The organism is Micromonospora sp. NPDC049679, assembly GCF_040659735.1.
GTDB lineage: Bacteria > Actinomycetota > Actinomycetes > Mycobacteriales > Micromonosporaceae > Micromonospora_I.
Map to the genome: position 1 here is coordinate 108,024 of NZ_JBFANZ010000012.1, position 22,336 is coordinate 130,359.

Annotated in this window: 19 protein-coding genes; 6 read left to right on the plus strand and 13 right to left on the minus strand. The window is 73.0% G+C overall.

Features of this window, described 5'->3' with window-relative positions; genetic code table 11:
- Nucleotides 1-217: 217 nt before the first annotated feature.
- The gene (locus AB0J06_RS10770; protein ID WP_357426984.1) at nucleotides 218-1,696 is read right to left on the minus strand and encodes a glutamate synthase subunit beta; all 1,479 of its coding nucleotides are present in this window, start codon (nucleotides 1,694-1,696) and stop codon (nucleotides 218-220) included.
- A complete protein-coding gene (gene gltB / locus AB0J06_RS10775; protein ID WP_357426986.1) occupies nucleotides 1,689-6,299 on the minus strand; it encodes a glutamate synthase large subunit in 4,611 nt (1,536 codons plus the stop codon). Before gltB ends, AB0J06_RS10770 begins: the two co-directional genes overlap by 8 nt.
- A gap of 144 nt (nucleotides 6,300-6,443) precedes the next feature.
- Here gltB and AB0J06_RS10780 point away from each other — a divergent pair, with 144 nt between their 5' ends.
- Nucleotides 6,444-7,289 (plus strand): GNAT family N-acetyltransferase, encoded by an 846-nt coding sequence (locus AB0J06_RS10780; protein WP_357426988.1) that lies wholly within the window; start codon nucleotides 6,444-6,446, stop codon nucleotides 7,287-7,289.
- A 39-nt stretch (nucleotides 7,290-7,328) separates the two neighbouring features.
- Here the strand turns inward: AB0J06_RS10780 and AB0J06_RS10785 are convergent, their stop codons facing one another.
- Nucleotides 7,329-8,528, minus strand: coding sequence for an FAD-dependent monooxygenase (locus AB0J06_RS10785; protein ID WP_357426990.1), 1,200 nt, complete (start codon nucleotides 8,526-8,528; stop codon nucleotides 7,329-7,331).
- Between the two features lie 29 nt (nucleotides 8,529-8,557).
- The gene (gene lgt, locus AB0J06_RS10790; protein ID WP_357426992.1) at nucleotides 8,558-9,760 is read right to left on the minus strand and encodes a prolipoprotein diacylglyceryl transferase; all 1,203 of its coding nucleotides are present in this window, start codon (nucleotides 9,758-9,760) and stop codon (nucleotides 8,558-8,560) included.
- Nucleotides 9,761-9,863: 103 nt separating this feature from the next.
- Here lgt and AB0J06_RS10795 point away from each other — a divergent pair, with 103 nt between their 5' ends.
- Nucleotides 9,864-10,397: an NUDIX hydrolase gene (locus AB0J06_RS10795; protein WP_357426994.1), complete on the plus strand. Its 534-nt coding sequence runs from the start codon at nucleotides 9,864-9,866 to the stop codon at nucleotides 10,395-10,397.
- Nucleotides 10,398-10,416: 19 nt separating this feature from the next.
- Here the strand turns inward: AB0J06_RS10795 and trpA are convergent, their stop codons facing one another.
- The 3 genes from trpA to trpC all read right to left on the minus strand — a co-directional run bounded on the left by trpA (nucleotide 10,417) and on the right by trpC (nucleotide 13,399).
- On the minus strand, nucleotides 10,417-11,217 hold the full coding sequence (gene trpA, locus AB0J06_RS10800) for a tryptophan synthase subunit alpha (RefSeq protein WP_357426996.1): 801 nt from the start codon (nucleotides 11,215-11,217) through the stop codon (nucleotides 10,417-10,419).
- 43 nt (nucleotides 11,218-11,260) lie between these two features.
- Nucleotides 11,261-12,502 carry a tryptophan synthase subunit beta gene (gene trpB / locus AB0J06_RS10805; protein WP_357426998.1) on the minus strand — a complete coding sequence of 414 codons (1,242 nt, stop codon included), beginning with the start codon at nucleotides 12,500-12,502 and terminating at the stop codon, nucleotides 11,261-11,263.
- 93 nt (nucleotides 12,503-12,595) lie between these two features.
- The gene (trpC, locus tag AB0J06_RS10810; RefSeq protein WP_357427059.1) at nucleotides 12,596-13,399 is read right to left on the minus strand and encodes an indole-3-glycerol phosphate synthase TrpC; all 804 of its coding nucleotides are present in this window, start codon (nucleotides 13,397-13,399) and stop codon (nucleotides 12,596-12,598) included.
- 477 nt (nucleotides 13,400-13,876) lie between these two features.
- On the opposite strand from trpC, the gene AB0J06_RS10815 reads away from it, so the two are divergent.
- On the plus strand, nucleotides 13,877-14,134 hold the full coding sequence (locus AB0J06_RS10815; protein ID WP_357427000.1) for a hypothetical protein: 258 nt from the start codon (nucleotides 13,877-13,879) through the stop codon (nucleotides 14,132-14,134).
- On the opposite strand, the gene AB0J06_RS10820 is transcribed toward AB0J06_RS10815, so the two are convergent.
- From AB0J06_RS10820 to hisI, 3 genes are read right to left on the minus strand one after another with little or no spacing between them, the layout of a single operon-like run.
- A complete protein-coding gene (locus AB0J06_RS10820) occupies nucleotides 14,127-14,693 on the minus strand; it encodes a Trp biosynthesis-associated membrane protein (RefSeq protein WP_357427002.1) in 567 nt (188 codons plus the stop codon). The two genes, AB0J06_RS10815 and AB0J06_RS10820, sit on opposite strands and share 8 nt — an antisense overlap.
- Nucleotides 14,690-16,255: an anthranilate synthase component I gene (locus AB0J06_RS10825; protein WP_357427004.1), complete on the minus strand. Its 1,566-nt coding sequence runs from the start codon at nucleotides 16,253-16,255 to the stop codon at nucleotides 14,690-14,692. Before AB0J06_RS10825 ends, AB0J06_RS10820 begins: the two co-directional genes overlap by 4 nt.
- A complete protein-coding gene (gene hisI / locus AB0J06_RS10830) occupies nucleotides 16,252-16,689 on the minus strand; it encodes a phosphoribosyl-AMP cyclohydrolase (protein WP_357427006.1) in 438 nt (145 codons plus the stop codon). Before hisI ends, AB0J06_RS10825 begins: the two co-directional genes overlap by 4 nt.
- A gap of 352 nt (nucleotides 16,690-17,041) precedes the next feature.
- Between hisI and AB0J06_RS10835 the strand changes: the two genes are divergently transcribed.
- Entirely contained in the window at nucleotides 17,042-18,079 is a 1,038-nt protein-coding gene (locus AB0J06_RS10835; RefSeq protein WP_357427009.1) for a hypothetical protein, read from the plus strand.
- A 64-nt stretch (nucleotides 18,080-18,143) separates the two neighbouring features.
- Here the strand turns inward: AB0J06_RS10835 and AB0J06_RS10840 are convergent, their stop codons facing one another.
- The 3 genes from AB0J06_RS10840 to AB0J06_RS10850 all read right to left on the minus strand — a co-directional run bounded on the left by AB0J06_RS10840 (nucleotide 18,144) and on the right by AB0J06_RS10850 (nucleotide 20,315).
- A complete protein-coding gene (locus AB0J06_RS10840; RefSeq protein WP_357427011.1) occupies nucleotides 18,144-19,148 on the minus strand; it encodes an aldo/keto reductase in 1,005 nt (334 codons plus the stop codon).
- Nucleotides 19,145-19,522, minus strand: a complete 378-nt coding sequence (locus AB0J06_RS10845) for a MerR family transcriptional regulator (RefSeq protein ID WP_357427013.1) — start codon at nucleotides 19,520-19,522, stop codon at nucleotides 19,145-19,147. The genes AB0J06_RS10840 and AB0J06_RS10845 overlap by 4 nt, the downstream gene beginning before the upstream one ends.
- Nucleotides 19,523-19,619: 97 nt before the next feature.
- Complete coding sequence (locus tag AB0J06_RS10850; protein WP_357427015.1) at nucleotides 19,620-20,315, minus strand: M23 family metallopeptidase; 696 nt, start codon at nucleotides 20,313-20,315, stop codon at nucleotides 19,620-19,622.
- Between the two features lie 483 nt (nucleotides 20,316-20,798).
- Between AB0J06_RS10850 and AB0J06_RS10855 the strand changes: the two genes are divergently transcribed.
- Nucleotides 20,799-21,557: an ABC transporter ATP-binding protein gene (locus AB0J06_RS10855; RefSeq protein WP_357427017.1), complete on the plus strand. Its 759-nt coding sequence runs from the start codon at nucleotides 20,799-20,801 to the stop codon at nucleotides 21,555-21,557.
- Nucleotides 21,554-22,309 (plus strand): ABC transporter permease, encoded by a 756-nt coding sequence (locus AB0J06_RS10860; RefSeq protein ID WP_357427019.1) that lies wholly within the window; start codon nucleotides 21,554-21,556, stop codon nucleotides 22,307-22,309. The genes AB0J06_RS10855 and AB0J06_RS10860 overlap by 4 nt, the downstream gene beginning before the upstream one ends.
- Nucleotides 22,310-22,336 lie beyond the last annotated feature (27 nt).

The following is a 22,336-nucleotide window of genomic DNA, read 5'->3' on the forward strand; positions in this document are numbered from 1 at the left end:
TTACCGTCCGTCGATCCTAGTGCCGCCCTGACCGGGCTGTCAGCACGCAATTCCGTGATCGTGAAGGATCCGTGGGGCGTTAACCCCACGGAACGTTCGCGATCATCGCGCCCGCTCGCCACTGGCTGACGCGCCCGTGACATTGCTCTGCTTCCGCCGACCACACATGGCAACGGGGGACATGTCAGGTCGACATGTCCCCCGCGCCAAAAAACGATCAGTGTACGGCGAGCGGCTGCTGTGCGGCCGTCACCGGCGCGGGGAGCTCCCCCGCCCCACCCAGGTAGGAGTGGATGGCCGCGGCGGCCGACCGCCCCTCGGCGATCGCCCAGACGATCAGCGACGCGCCCCGGTGCATGTCCCCGGCGACGAAGACCCCCGCCGCGTCGGTCTGCCAGTCGCCGGCGGCGTCGATCGCGCCGCGCGCGTTGCGGGCCAGGCCGAGCTGGTCGAGGAGCGGCTGCTCCTCGGTGCCCTCGAATCCGATCGCCAGCAGCACCAGATCGGCGGGAAGCTCCCGCTCCGAACCGGGGGTGATGGTGACGATCCGCTGGCCGTCCCGGCGCTCCACGGTGACCTCCGCGATCCGGATCGCGCGCAGCGCGCCCGTGGAGTCGGCGACGAACTCCTGCACCGCGACGGCGAAGACGCGCTCGCCGCCCTCCTCGTGCGCCGGGTAGTTGCGCACCACCCAGGGCCACGTCGGCCACGGGTCGCGCGTCTCGTCCCGGTCGGTCGGCGGCAGCGGGTACTGGTCGAGCTGGGTGACGCTCGCCGCGCCCTGCCGGTGGGCGACGCCCAGGCAGTCCGCGGCGGTGTCGCCGCCACCGATGATGATCACGTGCTTGCCGGCGGCGTCGATCGGCGTCGCCGCGGCCCTGCCGCCCACCACCCGGTTGGCCGCCACGAGGTGGTCCATCGCGAGGTGAACGCCGCGCGCCGCCCGCCCCGGGGTCTGCGGCGTGTCCCGGCCGGTGAGCGCACCGCAGGCCAACAGCACCGCGTCGTGCTCCGCCCGCAACTGCTCCGCGGTCACGTCCACGCCGACGTTCACCCCGGTCCGGAAGAGCACGCCCTCGGCAGAGAGCTGCGCCAGCCGCCGGTCGATGTGTTCCTTCTCCAGCTTGAAGTCCGGGATCCCGTAGCGCAGCAGACCGCCGACCGCGTCGTCGCGCTCGTAGACGGTCACCGCGTGTCCGGCCCGGGCGAGCTGCTGGGCGGCGGCGAGCCCCGCCGGCCCGGAGCCGACCACGGCGACCCGCTTGCCGGAGGGCTCCGGCACCGCCTGCGGCGTCACCAGCCCGGCGTCGAACGCCCGGTTGATGATCTCCACCTCGACCTGCTTGATGGTCACCGGCTGCCCGCCGCCGATGCCGAGCACACAGGCCGCCTCGCACGGCGCCGGGCAGAGCCGCCCGGTGAACTCGGGGAAGTTGTTGGTCGCGTGCAGCGACTCGATCGCCGAGGCCCAGCCGCCGGTGCGCACCAGGTCGTTCCAGTCCGGGATCCGGTTGCCCAGCGGGCAGCCGTCGTGGCAGAAGGGAATGCCACAGTCCATGCAGCGGGTGGCCTGCTCGCGGATCAGCTCGTCGCTGGCCGGCGGGTAGACCTCCCGCCAGTCGGAGATCCGCACCGGCACCGGTCGGCGGGCGGGCAGCCGGCGGTCGTACCGCAGGAAACCGTTCGGGTCAGGCACGAGCAACCTCCATGACGGCCTGGTCGACGTCACGGCCGGCGGCTTCGGCGGTCCGCATCGCGTCCATCACACGCTTGTAGTCGCGCGGCACGACGACGGTGAACTCGTCGACCGCCTCCGGCCAGCGCTTGAGCAGAGCTTCGGCCACCGCCGAATCGGTCTCCGCGAAGTGCCGCTCGACCAGGTCGCGCAGGCTCACCGCGCCCTCGGCCGAGACCGGCTCCAGCTCGACCAGCTCCCGGTTGACCAGCGACGGGTCCAACCGCCACAGGTACGCGGCGCCGCCGGACATGCCGGCGGCGAAGTTGCGCCCGGTCGGGCCGAGCACCACCACGGTGCCCCCGGTCATGTACTCGCAGCCGTGGTCGCCGACCCCCTCGACCACCGCCGTCGCGCCGGAGTTGCGCACCGCGAAGCGCTCCCCCACCCGGCCACGCAGGAACAGCTCGCCGCCGGTCGCCCCGTACACGATGGTGTTGCCGGCGATGATCTGGTCCCCGCCGCCGGCGTCCTCGCTGAGGTACGGCGCGGCCCGGTGCGGACGCACGATCAGCCGGCCGCCGGAGAGGCCCTTGCCGACGTAGTCGTTGGCGTCGCCGAAGAGGCGCAGCGTGACTCCGCGCGGCAGGAACGCGCCGAACGACTGCCCGGCCGTCCCCTCCAGCGTGATCTCGATGGTGTCGTCGGGCAGCCCCTTGCCGCCGAACCGGCGGGTGACCTCCCCGCCGAGCATCGCGCCGACGCTGCGGTGCTCGTTGCGGACCGGGACCAGCGCCCGCACCGGCGAGCCGTCGGCGAGCGCCGGGGCCGCCAGCGCGATCAGCTCGTTGTCCAGCGCCTGCTCCAGCCCGTGGTCCTGGGCCCGGATGCCGCGGCGGGCGGCCCCCTCGGGCAGTTCGGGCACGTGCAGCACCGGGGTGAGGTCCAGCCCGCCGGCCTTCCAGTGCGCCACCGCGGGCGCGGTGTCGAGCAGCTCGGCCTGGCCGATCGCCTCCTCCAGCGAGCGGAAGCCCAGCTCGGCGAGGTAGCCCCGGACCTCCTCGGCGAGGAAGAGGAAGAAGTTCTCCACGAACTCCGGGCGGCCGGTGAAACGCTCCCGCAGCACCGGGTTCTGGGTCGCGATCCCGACCGGGCAGGTGTCGAGGTGGCAGACCCGCATCATGATGCAGCCCGACACGATCAGGGGTGCGGTGGCGAAACCGAACTCCTCCGCGCCGAGCAGCGCCGCCACCATCACGTCGCGGCCGGTCTTGAGCTGCCCGTCGACCTGGACGGTGACCCGGTCGCGCAGCTTGTTGAGCAGCAGCGTCTGCTGCGCCTCGGCCAGCCCCAGCTCCCACGGGGTGCCGGCGTGCTTGAGCGAGTTCAGCGGGGAGGCGCCGGTGCCGCCGTCGTGGCCGGAGATCAGGATGACGTCGGCCTTGAGCTTGGCGACGCCGGCCGCGACCGTGCCGACCCCGACCTCGGAGACCAGCTTGACGTGCACCCGGGCCGCCGGATTGACGCACTTGAGGTCGTGCACCAGCTGGGCGAGGTCCTCGATGGAGTAGATGTCGTGGTGCGGCGGCGGAGAGATCAAGCCGACTCCCGGAGTGGCGTGCCGGGTCTTGGCGATCCACGGCCAGACCTTGTTGCCGGGCAGTTGGCCACCCTCGCCGGGCTTCGCGCCCTGCGCCATCTTGATCTGCAGGTCGTCCGCGTTGACCAGGTATTCGCTGGTCACTCCGAAGCGGCCGCTGGCGATCTGCTTGACCGACGAGCGGCGGGCCGGGTCGTAGAGGCGGTCGACGTCCTCGCCGCCCTCGCCGGTGTTGGAGCGACCGCCGAGACGGTTCATCGCGACCGCGAGGGTCTCGTGCGACTCGGCGGAGATCGAGCCGTACGACATCGCGCCGGTCGCGAACCGCTTGACGATCTCCGAGACGGGCTCGACCTCGTCGAGCGGCACCGGCGGCCGTACCCCGGTCCGGAACGTGAACAGCCCGCGCAGCGAGCCGGCCTGCGCGGCCAACTCGTCGACCTTCGCCGTGTAGCGCCGGAACACGTCGTACTGACGGGTGCGGGTGGCGTGCTGCAGCAGGAAGACCGTTTCGGGGTTGAACAGGTGCAGCTCCCCCTCGCGGCGCCACTGGTACTCGCCGCCGACCTCCAGCCGCCGGTGCGTGCGCTCCGCGGAGTTGGCCGGGTAGGCGCGGGCGTGCCGCGCGGCGATCTCCGCGTGCAGCTCGGCCAGGCCCGCTCCGCCGAGCTTGCCCGGGGTGCCGGCGAAGTAGCGCTGGACCAGCTTGGCGTCGAGGCCGACGGCCTCGAAGACCTGCGCGCCGCAGTACGACGACACCGTCGAGATGCCCATCTTCGACATGATCTTCAGTACGCCCTTGCCGAGCGCCTTGACGTAGTTGCGCACCGCCTTCGTCGGCTCGATGCCGGTGAGCCCGCCCGTGGCGATCAGGTCCTCGACGGATTCGAACGCGAGGTACGGGTTGACCGCCGCCGCGCCGTAGCCGATCAGCACCGCCGCGTGGTGCACCTCGCGGCAGTCGCCCGACTCGACGACGAGCGCGACCTGGGTGCGGGTCTGCTCGCGGACCAGGTGCTGGTGCACCGCGGCGGTGAGCAGCAGCGACGGGATCGGTGCGAGATCGACGGTGGAGTCCCGGTCGGAGAGGACGAAGATCCGTACGCCGTCCTCGATCGCCTCGGAGACGTGCCGGCAGATCTCGGTCAGTCGCGCCTTCAGCCCGGCGCTGCCGTCGCGCAGCGGGTAGAGGCCGGAGACGCGGACGGCCTTGAAGCCGGGGAGGTCACCGTCCTCGTCAATGGAGAGGAGCTTCGCCAGCTCGTCGTTGTCGATCACCGGGTGGGGCAGCACGATCTGACGGCAGCTCGCCGGGCCGGGGTCCAGCAGGTTTCCCTCCGGCCCGATCGTGGACTGCAGGCTGGTCACCATCTCCTCGCGGATCGCGTCCAGCGGGGGGTTGGTCACCTGGGCGAAGAGCTGGTGGAAGTAGTCGTAGAGCAACCGGGGCCGGGTCGACAGGGGCGCGATGGGGGTGTCGGTGCCCATCGAGCCGAGCGGCTCGGCGCCGCTGCGGGCCATCGGCGCCAGCAGGATCTTCAGCTCCTCCTCGGTGTAACCGAAGGTCTGCTGCCGACGCTGGACCGAGTCGTGGGTGTAGACGATGTGCTCGCGGGGCGGGAGCTCCTCGAGGTGGATCTGGCCCGCGTGCAGCCACTCGTCGTACGGCTGCGCCGCGGCGAGCTCCGCCTTGATCTCGTCGTCCTGCACGATCCGGCCGGCCACGGTGTCGACCAGGAACATCCGGCCCGGCTGGAGCCGGCCCTTGGCGACGACCGTCGCCGGGTCCAGGTCGATCACGCCCGCCTCGGAGCCGAGCACCACCAACCCGTCCTCGGTGCGCCACCACCGGCCGGGGCGCAGGCCGTTGCGGTCGAGCACCGCGCCGACGATCTCGCCGTCGGTGAAGGCGACCGCCGCCGGCCCGTCCCACGGCTCCATCAGGCTCGCGTGGAAGCGGTAGAACGCCCGCTTCGCCGGATCCATCTCCGGGTCGTTCTCCCACGCCTCGGGGATCATCATCAGCACGGCGTGCGGCAGGGTGCGGCCGGCCAGGTGCAGCAGCTCCAGCACCTCGTCGAAGTTGGCCGAGTCGGAGGCGCCCGGGGTGCAGACCGGGAAGACGCGCTTGATGTTGCCGGGCAGCTGCGGGCTGGCCAGCAGCGCCTCGCGCGCGTTCATCCAGTTCTTGTTGCCGCGGATCGTGTTGATCTCGCCGTTGTGCGCGATCAAACGGTAGGGGTGCGCGAGCGGCCACGACGGGAACGTGTTGGTGGAGAAGCGGGAGTGCACCAGCGCGATCGCGCTGGTGACACGCGCGTCGGTCAGGTCCGGGAAGAACGCCGGCAACTGGTCGGGGGTGAGCATTCCCTTGTAGACCATCGTCCGCGACGACAGCGACGGGAAGTAGGCCGGCACGCCGCGCTCGGCGCTCTCCCGCTCGGCCTGCTTGCGCACGCAGAACGCCACCCGGTCGAGGTCGAGGCCGGTCAGGGCGGCGCCCGCGGGCCCGGCGGGCGACCCGGTGAGCCGGCGCGCGGCGAGGAAGACCTGCCGGATCCGGGGGCGGGCGGCGAGCGCGGTCTCACCGAGGTCGTCGGCGTTGACGGGCACGTCGCGCCAGCCGAGGATCTCCGCCCCCTCCACCAGGGCGTACTTCTCCACCACGGTGCGGGCGCGCAGCTCGTCGGCGTCGCCGGTGGGGAGGAAGACGAGGCCGGTGGCGTAGTGCCCCGCGGGCGGCAGCGGAAAGTCGACGACCGCGCGCAGGAACCCGTCGGGGACCTGCAGCATGATCCCGGCGCCGTCGCCGGTGTTCTGCTCCGCGCCCCGGGCGCCGCGATGGTCCAGCCGGCACAGGGCGGAGAGGCCCTTGCCGACCACGTCGTGCGACCGGCGGCCGTTGAGATCCGCGACGAAGGCCACACCGCAGGCATCGTGCTCGTACGCCGGGTCGTAGAGCCCCTCGCCCGGGCGGGTCTGCCACGGGGAGCGGTGCGGTCCCTGGGGATGCGGAAGAGCCACCGGGCCTCCTGTCGTCACGTGCGGTGTTCAAGGTCGGGACGACGTCGGCCCTAGCTGGGTTCTTGAGTCTACGTTAGGGTCCGGTGCACTTCACCAGTGCGAATAGATCACAGGTCCACGATCTGGGACGTGTAGTCTCGCCCGGTGGCGCTCCGTGACAGCGAACTGTTCGACCGGTTGGACCGCTTCTACGACGCCGTGCCGCGCGACCTGGCGCGGGCGGAGCAGATCGGCGGGCTGGTGCTCTTCGTCCGCGACGGTGCGGGTCGGCCGTTCTACGCCCGGCCCCGGCGGGACGCCGATCAACCGCCGTCCGCCGCCGACATTACCTCCGCCCGGGCGCGGCAACGCGATCTGGACGTGCCCGAGTCGTTCGAGTGGATCCACGAGAACCATCCCGACCTACTCGCCGTGGCCCGCTCGGCCGGGCTCTCCGTGCTCGAAGCCCCGCTGATGGTGCTCGACCCCGACGCCCTGCCGGCCGCTGACGCGCTCGCTGACCTACCGGTGCGGCTGGTCGATCCGGCGGCGGCGGACTTCGACCACGACATCGCGCTGGCCGCGGCGGTGGCCGGCATCGGGTTCGGCGCGCCGGGCACCGCCACGGGTCAGGCCGGCCCGACGGAACGGGACGCCGCGCTGCGGCACCCCGACACCGCGCAGGCGACCCGGGAGCGGGAACGCGCCGCCGCCGGCCGGAAGATCACGGTGCTGGCCGGGTCCCCGACCGAGGGGGTGCTGGCCAGCGGCGCGGCACAGCGGGTCGGCGATGTGGCCGAGATCGTCGCCGTGGCGACCCTGCCGTCCGCGCGGCGCCGCGGTCTCGGCGCGGCCGTCACCGCCGCGCTGGCCCGACGCCTGCGGGACACCGGGACCGACCTGATCTTTCTCTCCGCCGACAACGACGAGGTCGCCCGGGTCTACCTCCGGGTCGGGTTCCGTCGGGTCGGCACCGCCTGCATCGCGGAACCCACCCCCGCGCCCCTCTGACGGGGGCCCGCGCCCTCCGCCCGTTACCTGATCGCCGCGTCAGGCCGGCGGGTTCCACTGGGCGGCCGCGGTGGCCGCGCTCCCCATCAACCGGGGATTGATCGTGCCGAGCGCCGCGTCGCGGGCGCGCAGCGCCAACCGGCCCCGCGTCTGCAGCACGGCCGACATCCGCCGGGTCTGCCGCACGACGGTCACCGTCCGCGGCCGGCGCAACCGGCTGTACGCCTCCACCGCCTCCTGCAGCGGACGACCCGGAACCGCCTCGCGGACCACCGAGCGCAGCGTCGCGGCATCCTCGAACGCCAGGCAGGCGCCCTGGCCGAGGTGGTGCGGCATCGCGTGGGCGGCGTCCCCGAGCAGCACCACGCCACCGGTGCCGGCGGCGAAGCCGTACGCCCGGGGCAGTGGTCGCAGCTCGCGCACCTCCTGCTGGACCAGATCGTCGGGCTCGGTCGCCGCGAGCAGGTCACCGATCGGGGCGGGCCAGTGGGCGAACCAGCGGCGCAGCAGCGCGAGCTGGGTGGCGGGCGGCTCCGGCCGCGGCGCGCCGGCAGCGGTCGCCACCCAGTAGATGCCGCCCCGACTGGAACCGCCTGACGAGCCACGCTCCCCCAGGGAGGCGGCCACGAAACGGTAGCCGGCACCGAGCGTCTCTCCGCTCACCGGCCGGTCCTCGGGCAGCCGCGGCGCCCGGTACCAGGGGATGACGGCCCGCCAGGCAGCGCAGCCCGAACTCACCACAGTGGACTCCGGCGCCATCCGCCGACGCACCGCGCTGTCGATGCCGTCCGCGGCGACCACCAGGTCGGCCTCGACGGTGAGTCGGCCGTCGCTGACCGCCGGACGCGCGCCGGAACCCACCCGTACGCTGCGCACCGAGACGCCCGTGTGGATCTCGACCTGGTCGCCCAGCCCGGCGACCAGGGCGTCGTGCAGGTCCTCCCGGTGCACCACCACCGGCGTCCGGTCCCCCGCCGCTGGCCGGGGCTGCACCAGCCAGTGACCGTCGGGCCGCCGCACCCCCATGTCGGGCAGGGCCGTCGCGATGGCGTCCAGCCCGTCACCGAGCCCGAGGGCACGCAACGCGCGGATGCCGTTGGGCCAGAGGACCAGCGCCGTCCGGCCGGCGCGCACCCGGTCGTCGCGCTCCAGCAGCGTCACCTGCCATCCGGTGCGGGCCAGGGCCCCCGCTGCGGCGAGACCGCCGATCCCCGCGCCTACCACCACGGCCGTACGCATGGGCGCCGTCCCCTCGCTCCGAGCTCTGGTCAGCGGTCCTCGACGCCGCGCGCCGCGGGACGCTGCGACCCCTCGCCGGCCGCCGACGTCTTCGCCGCGCGCGCCCGGTCGACCTCGTCGGCCTCCACCGCCGGCTCGTCGAGCTCGTCGTCGTCCGGCTCGTCGTCGGCGAAGTCGTCGAGGAGCTCACCGTCGTCGGTCAGGCCGGCGTCGTCATCGTCATCGTCGTCGGGCAGCTCACCGGTCTGCTCGTAGTGCCGGTACGTCTTCTCGTCGACCGCCCGGTAGCCCTGTGGCGCCGGGTTCGCCGCCGGGCGGGCGGCCGCCGAGACGTCGACCTGGGACACACCGCTGGCCGGGGCGTCGCCGGACGCCGGCAGGGCAACGTGCCCGCCACCGACCGGCACGAGGAACTCCTGCGGGCCGCGGACCCGCACGAAGTAGGCCAGGGCACCGAGGAAGACCAGCACCGACGTCCAGACGTTGACCCGCAACCCGAGGATCAGGTTGGCCTCGTCGGTGCGCATCAGCTCGATCCAGAACCGGCCGGCGGTGTAGCCCATCACGTACAGCGCGAAGGCACGACCGCGGCCCAGCTTGAACCGCCGGTCGAGGGCGAACACCAGCAGCGCCACGCCCACGTTCCAGAGCGCCTCGTAGGCGAAGGTCGGATGGTAGAGCCCCGGCTCGGTGATCGGGTTGCCGTTGAGGTCGCGCTCCGCGTGCCCCGCCGCCATCCGGTGCACCTCGAGCCCCCACGGCAGCGTCGTGGGACCGCCGAAGAGCTCGTTGTTGAACCAGTTGCCGAAGCGGCCGATCGCCTGCGCCAGCGGCAGCCCCGGCGCGAGGGCGTCGGCGACGACCGTCAACGGGATGCCGAGCTGCCGGGCCGCGAGCCAGGCGCCGACCGCCCCGCCGGCGACCGCGCCCCAGATCCCGAGGCCACCCTCCCAGATTTTGAACGCGGCGAGCGGGTTGCCGTCCGCGCCGAAGTAATGCTGCGGCGAGGTGATGACGTGGTAGATCCGCGCGCCGATGATGCCGAAGGGGACCGCCCAGACGGCGATGTCGAGCACCGCCCAGGGCGGTGCGCCCCGGCGACGCAGCCGGGCCTCGGTCACCAGGCAGGCGACCACGATGCCGAGCACGATGCAGAGCGCGTACGCACGGATCGGGACGGGACCGAGCTGCCACACCGAGGTGGTCGGGCTGGGGATCGCAGCGACTGTCACGGGTGCACACGCTACCGCCGCGACCGGCCCTTCCGGCACCCCGGTCCGGTCGGCATTGCACCATGGCTGACTTCGGGTTTACGCAGTCGTAGGCTTTTTGTCTATGAACTCGCTCACCTCCGCGGTCGCCGCGATCGTCTCCGACGACGCCGGCCGCGTGCTGCTCTGCCAGCAGACCCAGGGACACCGTCGGTGGGGGCTCCCCGGCGGCAGGATCCGCCCCACCGAGAGCCCCGTGCACGCCGCGGTCCGCGACATCCGCCAAGAAACCGGCATGGAGACACAGATCGTGGACCTGGTCGGCATCTACCACCTGACCGGGGAGGCCGGCGGCGACGGGCTGCCCGACGTGCTCGTCCACGTGTTCCGGGCCAGGCTGCACGGCGGGGAGGCGACCGTCAACGCGCCCGGCCGGATCTGCCGCCTCTCCTGGCACGAACCGGCCGCGTTGCCCCAGCCGATGACGCCGGTGACCCGCACCGCGCTCGCCGACGCGGCCGCCGGCCGGTCCGGCGTGCTCCGCGACGTGCGTCGCGACGCCGAGCCGGAACTGCCGGACGCGACCGAGGCCGAGACCGCGGAGATGGCCGTGCCGAGCACGGTCCGCGCGTGGACGGAGAACCCGGTGACCGCCTGAGGCGGCGGACCCGCGCAGGTCAGCGACGGACCGCGCGCACGCCCTCGGCGAGTTCGGCGCTGAGCGCCCGCAGGGCGTCCAGCCCGGCCGCCTGGTCCGGCGCGTCCAGCAGGCAGCGGATCAGGGCGCTGCCCACGATCACGCCGTCGGCGAACGAGCCGACCTCGGCCGCCTGGGCGCCGTTGCCCACGCCGAGCCCCACCCCGACCGGCAGGTCGGTGACGGCGCGGACCCGGCTGACCAGCGCCGGCGCGGCGTTGGAGGTCTGCTTACGCGCACCCGTGACGCCCATCAGCGCCGTCGCGTAGACGAAGCCGCGGCAGTGCGCCACCGTCATCGCGATCCGGGCGTCGGTGGAGGAGGGCGAGACCAGGAACGTGCGGTCCAGGTCGTACGTGTCCGAGGCGGCGAGCCACTCCTCGGCCTCGTCCGGGATCAGGTCGGGGGTGATCAGTCCGGTGCCGCCGGCGGCCGCGAGGTCGCGGGCGAAGGCGTCGACGCCGTATTTCTGGATCGGGTTCCAGTACGTCATCGTGACCACCGGGGCGCCGGTGGCGGCGACCGCCTCGATGACGCGCAGCCCGTCCGCGAGGCGCACCCCGCCGGCGAGCGCGATGTCGCTGGCCTTCTGGATGACCGGTCCGTCCATGACCGGGTCGGAGTAGGGCAGTTCGACCTCGATCACGTCGACCCCGGCCTCGACCATCGCGCGCATCGCGGCGATGCTCCCGTCGACCGTCGGGAAACCGGCCGGCATGCAGCCCACCAGCACCGCGCGCCCCTCGGCGCGGGCCTTCTCGAACGCCACCGCGATGCTCACCGGATCGCCCTTCCGTCCGCGGTGGCCGGGGTCGTCGCCCCGCTCACCCGTCCTGCCCGTCGAGGATGCCGAAGTAGGTGCCGGCCGTGTGGACGTCCTTGTCCCCGCGGCCGGAGAGGTTGACCACGATCGTGGGCTGCCGGCCGAGCTCCTCGGTCAGCGCCGGGATGATCTTCAGAGTGCCGGCGAGCGCGTGTGCGCTCTCGATCGCCGGGATGATCCCCTCGGTGCGGCACAGCAACTGGAACGCGTCCATCGCCTCCGCGTCGGTCACCGGCGCGTACGTCGCCCGCCCCGCGTCGGCGAGCCAGGCGTGCTCCGGCCCGACCGCGGGGTAGTCGAGACCCGCCGAGATGGAGTGCGAGTCGAGCGTCTGACCGTCGGAGTCCTGCAGCAGGTAGGTGCGCGCGCCGTGCAGCACGCCCAGGGAGCCACCGGTGATGCTGGCCGCGTGCCGACCGGTCTCGACCCCCTCGCCGCCGGCCTCGAAGCCGTAGAGCCGCACGTCGGGGTCGCCGATGAACGCGTGGAAGATGCCGATGGCGTTGGAGCCGCCGCCCACGCACGCGGTGATCGCGTCGGGCAGCCGCCCGAGCTTGTCGAGGCACTGCGCGCGCGCCTCGACGCCGATCCCGCGAACGAAATCACGGACCATCGACGGGAAGGGGTGCGGACCGGACGCGGTGCCGAGCAGGTAGTGCGTGTGCTCCACGTTGGCGACCCAGTCCCGCAGCGCCTCGTTGCACGCGTCCTTGAGGGTGCGCGAGCCGGTGGTCACCGGGATCACGGTCGCGCCCAGCATGCGCATGCGCGCCACGTTGAGCGCCTGACGCTCGGTGTCCACCTCGCCCATGTAGACCACGCACTCGAGGTCGAGGTAGGCGGCCGCGGTGGCGCTCGCCACGCCGTGCTGCCCCGCCCCGGTCTCGGCGATCACCCGGCGCTTGCCCATCCGCTTGGCGAGCAGCGCCTGACCGAGCACGTTGCGTACCTTGTGCGCGCCGGTGTGGTTGAGGTCCTCCCGCTTGAGCAGCACCTCCGCGCCGACCCGCGCGGAGAGCCGCTCGGCGCGGTAGAGCAGCGACGGAGTGCCGGCGTAGTCGCGCAGCAGCCCCCCGAACTCGGCCTGGAACGCCTCGTCGGCCATCGCGTGCCGGTATGCGGCGTCGAGCTCGTCGAGCGCCGCCACCAGCGCCTCCGGAACGAATCGGCCTCCGTAGTGGCCGAAGTGACCGTTGGCGTCGGGCAGCAGGCCGGCCGCGCTGGCCAGGGCCGTGGCACTCATCGAAGCTCCTTCGTCGTTGACGCTCGGTCACCGGACCGCACGCAGCAATGGCGCGCGGCTGACGGGACCGAGCGGATCACCGGACCGAGCGGGTCACCGGACCGGCCTGGGCGTCGCCGGGTGGTTACCGGCGTTGACCAGTTCGGCCACCGCGTCGCGCGGGCTCTTCTGGGTCACCAGACCCTCCCCGACCAGGACGGCGTCGGCGCCGGCCGAGGCGTAGCGGATCAGGTCGTGTGGACCGCGGACACCGGACTCGGCGATCTTGACGATGCCGTTGGGCAGCCCGGGCGCGATCCGCTCGAACACCGACCGGTCCACTTCCAGGGTACGAAGGTTACGCGCGTTCACGCCGATGACCCGCGCCCCGGCCTCCAGCGCGCGGTCGGCCTCCTCCTCGTCGTGGACCTCGACCAGTGCGGTCATGCCCAGCGACTCGATCCGCTCCAGGAGCCCGACGAGCACGTTCTGCTCCAGCGCCGCGACGATCAGCAGGACGAGGTCGGCGCCGTGCGCCCGCGCCTCGTGCACCTGATAGCTGGAGACGACGAAGTCCTTGCGCAGGACCGGGATGTCGACCGCGGCGCGTACCGCGGCGAGGTCCTCGATCGACCCGCCGAACCAGCGTCCCTCGGTGAGCACGCTGATGCAGCGGGCGCCACCGGAGGCGTATTCGGAGGCGAGGTCGGCCGGATTGGGGATCTCGGCGAGCTGCCCCTTGGACGGCGAGGAGCGCTTGACCTCGGCGATCACCGCGACACCGGGGCGGCGCAGCGCCGCGTAGGCGTCGCGTGCCGGCGGGGCGGCAGCGGCGAGTTCACGGATCCGCTCCAGCGGGATCCGCTGCTGTCGCAGCGCGACATCCTCGCGCACTCCGGCGATGATCTCGTCGAGCACACTCCCCGACCCCGCCGATCGGGCGTGGTCGTCTTCCGCGTGCGCAGGCTCAGTCACCAACGGACTCCCCTTTCCGGGTGTCATGCGCCGATGCTAGGTGGCGCCACGGGGCAGACCAAGTCGGGGGTATGGCGCGCCTCACTGTATGGGCTGGTGCATAATCCCAAACCTCCCGTGAGGGTAAGATCACCGACCGTAGGCCTCCGACCGCTCCGCTCATACCCCTGATGAGAACACAGGTATCAATGGCGCGGCATCTCGCCCGCCGCCCAGGTGTGACGGGGATCAAGGAAGAACATCGACGACAGCGACGTTGACCGGTCGCGGAACGCGGGCTCGGCTCGTTGACCACGGTGACGCGACGGAACTGTTAACGCGGGGGTGACCACCGTCGAAACACGCCGCCGGCAGCATCGGTTTCGGGCACACTGGTCGGCGGCACGCGCCGGTCGAACAGATCATCGGGGTAGGGACACCATGAGCACTGCGCAGCGTGACGCGGGCATCGACTTCACCGACATCCCCCGCGCCGTTCTCTCCATCGCCGCCGAAGTCGTCCACACCGTCGAACGGGCCGTCGTCGGCGACGCGCGGGTGCGGACCGCACGCGGCAACGCCTGGGAGGCGGTCTGCGCGGACCGCGCCCGCGCCCACCAGCGCGACGAGATCCGCCGGATCGTCTCGGCGCTCGCCGCGACCCGGATCGACACGCCGGCGCGCGAACCGGTCAGCTGACCGTCGGATCCTCGCCGCGGTCCAGCGCGTCCCACGCCTGCCTGGTTCCGGCGCCCTCGACCCGGCCCGACGTCTCCACCGGCCCATCCGCGACGCCGTCGCGCCGCGCCGGCGGGCGCTCGTACCGTGCCCCCATGCTCGGCCAGTGCTGCCCGCGCAGCGCGGTCACCAGCCCGCCCCCGGCGAGCAGCAGCCCACCGACCGCGCAGAGCGTCGGCCATGCCGCGGCGCCAGCGCCCGCGCCACCGGGATCGACGGCGAGCACGCCGTAGCCACCGCCCGCCGTCAGCCCGACGCCGATCAGCAGCAGCAGCATCCCGACCAGCCGACGCGTCAGCCCACGGGTCGCGATCACCGCGCCGGCTCCGGCCAGGCCGACGACCGCCAGCGCCGGCAACCACGGCAACAACGACCCGCCGGTCCGCGCGGTACGCAGACCGGGCAGCGGCGCCGGCCGCACGGTCACCTCCACCGCCCAGGTCCGGGTCGCCGCGTAGAGCGCGAGGCCCGCGCCGGCGAGGCAGAACAGCAACGCGTACGTCAGGGCTCGCCGACTCATCGCGCCGGCCGCAACGTCTCGGCCGCGGCGATCGCGGCGAGTACGGCCGCCGCCTTGCTCCGCGTCTCCCGCTCCTCGGCCGCCGGGTCGGAGTCGGCCACGATCCCCGCGCCGGCCTGCACGTAGGCACGTCCCTGCCGGATCAGGGCGGTGCGGATGGCGATCGCCATGTCCATGTCGCCACCGAAGCCGAAGTACCCGACCGTTCCGCCGTACAGGCCCCGCCGGGTCGGCTCGAGCCCCTCGATGATCTCCATGGCGCGCACCTTGGGAGCTCCGGAGAGCGTGCCGGCCGGGAACGTCGCGGCGAGCGCGTCGAAGGCCGTCTGTTCGGGACGCAGCTCCCCCACCACCGTCGACACGATGTGCATGACATGGCTGTAGCGCTCGATCGTGGCGAACTCCGGCACCTCGACCGTCCCCGGCCGGCAGACCCGGCCCAGGTCGTTGCGGCCGAGGTCGACGAGCATCACGTGCTCGGAGCGCTCCTTCGGATCGGCGAGCAGCTCGGCGGCGAGCGCCGCGTCATGTTCCGCGGTGACGCCCCGCGGTCGGGTGCCGGCGATCGGATGCAGCATCGCCCGCCGGACGCCGCGCTCGCCGACCGTCACCTTGAGGTGCGCCTCCGGGGAGGACCCGACCACGTCGAAGCCGTCGAAGCGGAGCAGATACATGTAGGGGCTGGGATTGGTGGTGCGCAGCACGCGGTAGACGTCGAGCGGATCCGCCGTGGTCTCCCGCTCGAAACGCTGGGCCACCACGATCTGGAAGCACTCGCCGGCCCGGATCGCCTCCTTCGCCGCCTCCACCGCCTCGGGGTAGGCGCCCGCCGGCGTGCGACTGATCACCTCGCCGACGGGCGCGGTGGTCACCGTCGAGATCATCGGCGGGATCGGCCGGGACAGCGCGGTGGTCATCGCGTCCAACCGGCCCACCGCGTGGTGGTAGGCCGCCGCGACCGTCGCCGCCCGATCGGGGTCGTCCTCCTCGGCCGGGAGCACGGCGTTGGCCACCAGGATCGCCGAGCCGTCGAAGTGGTCGAGGACCACCAGATCCGTCGCGAGCATCATGCCGAGCTCCGGCACGCCCAGGTCGTCCTCGGCGTGGGAGGGCAGCCGCTCGAAGCGGCGGACCAGGTCGTAGCTCAGGTAGCCGACCATGCCGCCGGTCAGCGGCGGCAGCGCGTCGTCCGCGCCACCGTCGGGCGGTTCCGCCTCGGCGAGCGCCGCGACCGTCTCCCGCAGCACCCGGACCGGATCGCCACCGGTGGGCACGCCCGGCGGGGGCGTGCCCAGCCACAGCGCCGCGCCGTCCCGCTCCACCAGCGTGGCGCTGCTGCGGACCCCGATGAAGGAGTAACGCGACCAGGCGCTGCCCGCCGCGCCGGCACCCTGCTCGGCGGATTCGAGCAGGAAGGTCCCCGGCCCGCCGGCGAGCTTGCGGTAGACGCCGACCGGTGTCTCCGCGTCGGCGAGCAGCCGCCGGGTCACCGGAATGACCCGCCGGGTCCGGACCAGCTCGCGGAAGGTCGCCTCGTCCGGGCTCACCGCACCCGTGGTCATGAGCGCTCCCCCGCCGGCTCGTCGCCGGTGACCGGCAGGACGTCGAAGAAGCAACTGCGGCTGCCGGTGTGGCAGGCGGGCCCCACCTGCTCGACGCTCACCAGCAGCGCGTCGCCGTCGCAGTCCAGCGCCACCGACTTCACGTACTGGTGATTGCCGGAGGTGGCCCCCTTCACCCAGTACTCCCGACGGCTGCGGGACCAGTAGGTGGCGCGGCCGGTGGTCAGGGTGCGGTGCAACGCCTCATCGTCCATCCAGGCGACCATCAGAACCTCGCCCGAGTCGTGCTGGCGGACCACCGCGGCCACCAGGCCCTCGGCGGTACGGCGCAACCGCGCCGCGATCGCCGGATCGAGGGCAGAGGGGCGCGCGCGGCCGGCCGCCGCCGCCGCGCTCGCTGGGGTGTCGGCTACTGGCACATCAGGTACGGGCACAGTGCCCGATTGTTCCGTACCGCGCCGCGCCACCGGCAAGGCGGCCCACGACGGTGTTCCCCGGGTCTCCCCCAGTCGCGGCGTTGGGGGGTGTGCGGACGGGGTCGGAGCGGTACCGTGGCTGTGCGCCGGCACCGACCTCTCGCACGGCGCTCCCTCAGCCTCCTCATCCGGTCCGGCGCACCCGGACGGTTCCGTGCCATCCATCGGACGCCGGTGGATCCGTGGGAGCGTCGGCCGGGCGTCCGGAGGGCAGCGGGGGCGGCGGGTCCACGGGACGAGCGCATGGGCAGACCTGGCAGGGGCTCCCCGGGTCGCCCCCGAGCGGACGGAGGACCACGCCATGCAGCCCATGCCGACTTCCCAGTCACCGGACCAGACGGAGCCCTCGGCGGCGTTCCCGCCGCTGGGCCTCCCCGTGCCGGCTTCCCGGGTGTCCACCGACAATTCAACGGCACACGAGGCGACGAACGAGTTCCCGGTGATCGTCCGCGACGATCCTCGCCCGTCGGAGCCGGCCGACGCGCCGGACGGTGCAGCCGACTCCGAGACGGCGTCCGATGGCGCGGTGGAGCCGATCGCGGCGGAGGCGTCCGCGACCACGGTCGCGAATACGACGGTCGCGAATACCGAGCCCGGTGTCGACCCGGACGCGCATCCGGAGACGGTGGTCGAACCGGACAGCGCGCCGGAGCCGGAGAGCGGGCCGGAGCCCGCGGTGGAGGCGGAGCCGGCTCCGGTCGACGCACCCCAGGGCGATCAGGAGGAGGCGGTGCACGCCACGCCGGGCCGGACGGATCCCGACGCGGACGGGGCGGACGGGGCGGACGGCCCGCGGTCGGCGGGCGACCTCGACGACGAGGACGACGCGGGCGAGGACGACGGGGGCGGAGTCACGGCGCACGGCGACGCCGGCGACCTGTTCGACAGCGCGGAGGAGTTGGACGAGGAGGACCAGCCGGACGAGGAGTTCGACGACGAGGAGCCGGAGAGCGACGTCGAGAGCGAGGATGTCCAGGAGACGGCGCACGACGACGCGCTCTCCGCAACGGGGGCCGCGGCCGGGGCGGCGGTCGGGGCGATGCCGGCAACGGGCCTGCGCCCCGGCGACGTCGCGGAGAGCCCGATCGCGGTGTGGAGCGAGGAGCGCGCGCAGTCCTACCGCGACCAGTGGCACGACGTGAAGGCGATCTTCGTGGACGCGCCGGAGGAGGCGGTGGCCCAGGCCCAGGCGCTGGTCGCCGACGCGGTGCACGCCCTGGCCGAGACCCTGTTGGCCGAGCAGATGAACCTCGACCCGCGCCGGCAGAGCCTGTCGCCGGACACGGAGACGTTGCGCATGGCGATGCGCCGCTACCGCGATTTCCTGGACCGGGTGCTCGCGCTCTAGCACCGGTGATCCGCCGAGGGTCGCGGTGGCGACAACCCCCGCCACCCTTGGCGGATCACCGCGCTCAGTGCCCGAGCGCCCGCATCGCCGCCTCCGGATAACGCTCGCCGGCCACGCCGCCCGGCGGCACCGCCGCGGAGAGCCGGGCCACCTGGTCCGGGGTGAGCGTCAGGTCGGCGGCGGCCGCGTTCTCCTCGACGTACCGGACCCGCTTGGTGCCGGGAATCGGCAGAATGTCCTCGCCCTGGGCGAGCAGCCAGGCGAGCGCGGCCTGCGCCGGGGTGCAGCCGATCTCGTCGGCGACCGCCCGCACGGCGGCGACGAGGTCGAGGTTGGCCGCCAGGTTCTCCTCGGCGAAGCGGGGCGCGCGGGCCCGGAAGTCGTCCGCCGCGAGCTGCTCGCGGGAGGTGATCGCGCCGGTGAGGATGCCCCGGCCGACCGGCGAGTAGGCCACGACGGAAACCCCGAGTTCGCGGCAGGTCTCGAGCATCGCGCCTTCGACCGCGTCCCGGGTGAAGAGCGAGTACTCCATCTGCACCGCGGCGATCGGGTGGATCTCCTGCGCCGCGCGCAGCGTGGCCGGGCTGATCTCGGAGAGGCCGATCAGCCGCACCTTCCCGGCGGCGACGAGCTCCGCCATCGCCCCGACCGTCTCCTCGATCGGCGTTTCCGGATTGCGGCGGTGCAGGTAGTAGAGGTCGATCGTGTCGACGCCGAGCCGCCGCAGCGACGCGTCACAGGCCTCACGCGCCCACCCGCCGCTGCTGTCCACGTACGCGCCGGGCATGCCGGTCGCGGTCCCCTCGCCGCTGAACCGGTTGCCGAACTTCGTCGCCAGGAACACCTCGTCGCGACGGGCCCGCACCACCGGACCGAGCAGTTCCTCGTTGTCACCCCGCCCGTACATGTCGGCGGTGTCGAGGTGGTTGACCCCGAGGTCGATGGCGCGGTGCAGGGCACGCGTGGACTCCGCGTCGTCGCGGTCCCCGTACGCGAAGCTCATGCCCATGCAGCCGAGCCCGACCGCGGAGACCAGCGGCCCGTCGACGCCCACCCGACGCTGCTTCATCGATCGCCCTTCCCGTACATCTCGATCTTGTGGTTGAGGACCGTCAGGTCCTCCTGGAGCTCGGCCATCCGGGCCAGCACCCGGTCACGGTGCCTCTCGAACAGGGCGCGGCGCGCGGCGCGGGTGGCCTCGCCCTGGCGGGCCAGTTCCGCGTAGCGGCGCATGTCCCGCACCGGCATCCCGGTGCGGCGCAGCCGGGTGAGCAGAACCAGCCAGTTCAGGTCCTCGGCGGTGTAACGCCGCCGCCCGGCGGAGTCCCGACCGACCGGCGCGACCAGCCCTTCCTGTTCGTACCACCGCAGCGTGTACGTGGTGAGCCCCACCCGCTCGGCCGCCTCACCCACCGTCATCGTCTCGTCCATGCGGATGTTCACGGAGTCAGGCTTTCAGTTGGAGCGCACTCGAAGTCAAGACGCACGGCGAAACCGGCCCGGGTGCCAGCCCGGGTTCGACTCCCGACGGGCTACCGGATCAGCACTTGAGCTCCACGCCGCGCGCCTTCATCCACGGCTGCGGATCGACCTGCTTCCACAGCGCGCCGAGATGCACCTCGAAGTGCAGGTGCGGGCCGGTCGAGTCGCCGGTCGCGCCCTCGTACCCGATGAGGTCACCCGCCCCGACCGTCTGTCCCTTGGTGACGGCGGTCTTGTTCATGTGCGCGTAGTGGGTCAGCACGCCGTCGCCGTGGTCGATCAGCACCGAGTTGCCGTACCCGGTGTAGAGCCAGCCGGCGTTCAGCACGGTGCCCGCCCCGGCGGCCTGGATCGGGGTGTCCTCCGCCAGCGCGAGGTCGACGCCGGCGTGCAGGGCGCCCCATCTCATGCCGAAGCACGAGGTGGTCTGGGCGCCGGGCATCGGGCTGACCCAGGCCGGTTTCGGCGGAGCGGACTCCCGCTCCGCGCGGTCGGCGCGCGCTGCCACGTCGGCGCGCGGCTGCCGCTCCTCGGCGGTAGGTGTGGGGGTGGGAGTGTGCCGTGCACGCCGCTGGGGCTGCTGGTTGCCGGTGATGACGGCGGCGCCGCCGGCGCCGAAGGCGACGAGAGCCGCGATCACCACCGCGATGCGCCAACGCCGGCCGGTCGCGGACACCCCGATCAGCCGGCGCACGAACCGGGTGGCCGTCGCGCGGTGTCCGGCGGGATTGTCGGGCGATGTGTTCTCCTGCACGACGGAACCTCCGCGTGTAAGGGCGATGACCGACACGGTCGGGGTGACGTGTGCCAGTGCACGCGGCTACATCGCCGGCAGCGCGCGCCTCGGGGGGCGGCATGGCTCAGCTGTGGCGGGCCGGAGTACGTGCGCGCCGCGCGACTCCGCACAGCTCCAATGTGGACCTGAGTGGACTCGGCCACGGCGGGGAGAAATTGCCGCCGGTGACCGGAGCACGTCCCGCCCGGGGACCGCTCCGGCCATGGCTGCCGGGATGTACAGCGGCTGCCGTCGCCCATGATGCCATCCGGCCAGGTGTCGTGGCTCACATCCGCGCAGACCCGCCGCGCCTCGCCGACGCCGCTCCGACCAGCGCTCGTGCCGGATCCGTCAACCGCGGGCGGCAGGGCAGGCAGCACCGGCGTCTTGCCGGCGTCGCCGAAGTCATCTAGCGTTGAGTTCAACGGGTGATGACTTCTTACCCCCTGCGGAGGACCAATCATGGAAACCGCGATCGAGGTCCGCGACCTCGTGGTCGAGCGCGGCAGGCGGCGGGTGCTCGACGGCATCTCCTGCGCCATCCCGCGCGGCAGCGTGACCGGGCTGCTCGGCCCGAGCGGCAGCGGGAAAACGACCCTGATGCGCGCCATCGTCGGGGTGCAGATCATCCGGTCCGGCACGGTGACCGTGCTGGGGCACCCGGCCGGCACCGCACCCCTGCGCCGCACGCTCGGCTACCTCACCCAGGCGCCGAGCGTCTACGCCGACCTGACCGTGCGGGAGAACGCCCGCTACTTCGCGGCGCTCTCCGGCCTGCCCGGCACCGACGCCGACCAGGCGGTCGCGGACGTCGGCCTCGCCGCCGCCGCGCGCCAGATCGTCGGCACGCTCTCCGGCGGCCAGCGCAGCCGCGCCTCGCTCGCCTGCGCCATCGTCGGCAAACCCGCGCTGCTCGTCCTCGACGAGCCGACGGTCGGCCAGGACCCGGTGCTCCGGGCCGACCTGTGGGAGAGATTCCACGCGCTCGCGGCGGGCGGCACCACGCTGCTCGTCTCGAGCCACGTGATGGACGAGGCGGGCCGCTGCGACCGCCTCCTGCTCATCCGGGAAGGACGGCTCGTCGCCGACGACACGCCCGGCGCCGTACGGGCCGCGGCCGGCACCGACGATCTGGACGAGGCGTTCCTGCGCCTCATCCGGGACCAGGACAAGGCCGAGGCCCAGCCGGCCGTCGGCGAGGAAGGGAAGGCGCCCCGATGAACGCACGGATCCTGGCCGCCACGACCCTGCGCATCCTGCGCCAGCTGCGGCACGACCGGCGTACGGTCGCGCTGCTGCTCGCCGTGCCGGCCCTGCTGCTGACCCTGCTCTACTTCATGTTCGCCGACCTGCCGACTCCGCCGGGGCAACCGTCCACGTTCGACCGGATCGCACTGGTCATGCTGGGGGTCTTCCCCTTCGTGATCATGTTCCTGGTCACCAGCATCGCGATGCTCCGCGAGCGCACCAGCGGCACGCTCGAACGGCTCCTCACCACCCCGCTGGGCCGGCTCGACCTGCTCTTCGGCTACGGCATCGCGTTCGGCGCGGCCGCCGCGGTCCAGGCGTCCGTCGCCGCCGCGGTCGCATACTGGATCTTCGGTCTCGAGACCGCCGGCAACACCGGGCTGGTCATTCTCATCGCGGTGATCAACGCCGTGCTCGGCGTGGCCCTCGGGCTCTTCTGCAGCGCCTTCGCCCGCACCGAATTCCAGGCCGTACAGTTCATGCCGGTCGTGGTGATCCCCCAGATCCTGCTCTGCGGTCTCTTCGTCGCGCGCGAGCAGATGGCGGGATGGCTGCAGGCGATCAGCGACGTGCTCCCCCTGTCGTACGCCGTCGAGGCGCTGCAGGAGGTCGGCACGCACAGCGAACCGACCGGCACGATGTGGCGGGACGTCGCGGTGGTCGCGGGGTCCGTGCTCGTCGCGCTGGTGCTGGCCGCGGCCACGCTGCGACGCCGCACCGGCTGACAGCACGCGGCACGGGGGCAGAGCGAC

Coding starts and splice junctions, on each gene's coding strand:
- AB0J06_RS10815 (WP_357427000.1), top strand. CDS start 13,877: ATGAGCACTGCGCAGCGTGACGCGGGCATCGACTTCACCGACATCCCC.
- AB0J06_RS10820 (WP_357427002.1), bottom strand. CDS start 14,693: ATGAGTCGGCGAGCCCTGACGTACGCGTTGCTGTTCTGCCTCGCCGGC.
- AB0J06_RS10860 (WP_357427019.1), top strand. CDS start 21,554: ATGAACGCACGGATCCTGGCCGCCACGACCCTGCGCATCCTGCGCCAG.
- trpB (WP_357426998.1), bottom strand. CDS start 12,502: ATGAGTGCCACGGCCCTGGCCAGCGCGGCCGGCCTGCTGCCCGACGCC.
- AB0J06_RS10785 (WP_357426990.1), bottom strand. CDS start 8,528: ATGCGTACGGCCGTGGTGGTAGGCGCGGGGATCGGCGGTCTCGCCGCA.
- AB0J06_RS10840 (WP_357427011.1), bottom strand. CDS start 19,148: ATGAAGCAGCGTCGGGTGGGCGTCGACGGGCCGCTGGTCTCCGCGGTC.
- AB0J06_RS10795 (WP_357426994.1), top strand. CDS start 9,864: ATGAACTCGCTCACCTCCGCGGTCGCCGCGATCGTCTCCGACGACGCC.
- AB0J06_RS10855 (WP_357427017.1), top strand. CDS start 20,799: ATGGAAACCGCGATCGAGGTCCGCGACCTCGTGGTCGAGCGCGGCAGG.
- AB0J06_RS10825 (WP_357427004.1), bottom strand. CDS start 16,255: ATGACCACGGGTGCGGTGAGCCCGGACGAGGCGACCTTCCGCGAGCTG.
- AB0J06_RS10835 (WP_357427009.1), top strand. CDS start 17,042: ATGCCGACTTCCCAGTCACCGGACCAGACGGAGCCCTCGGCGGCGTTC.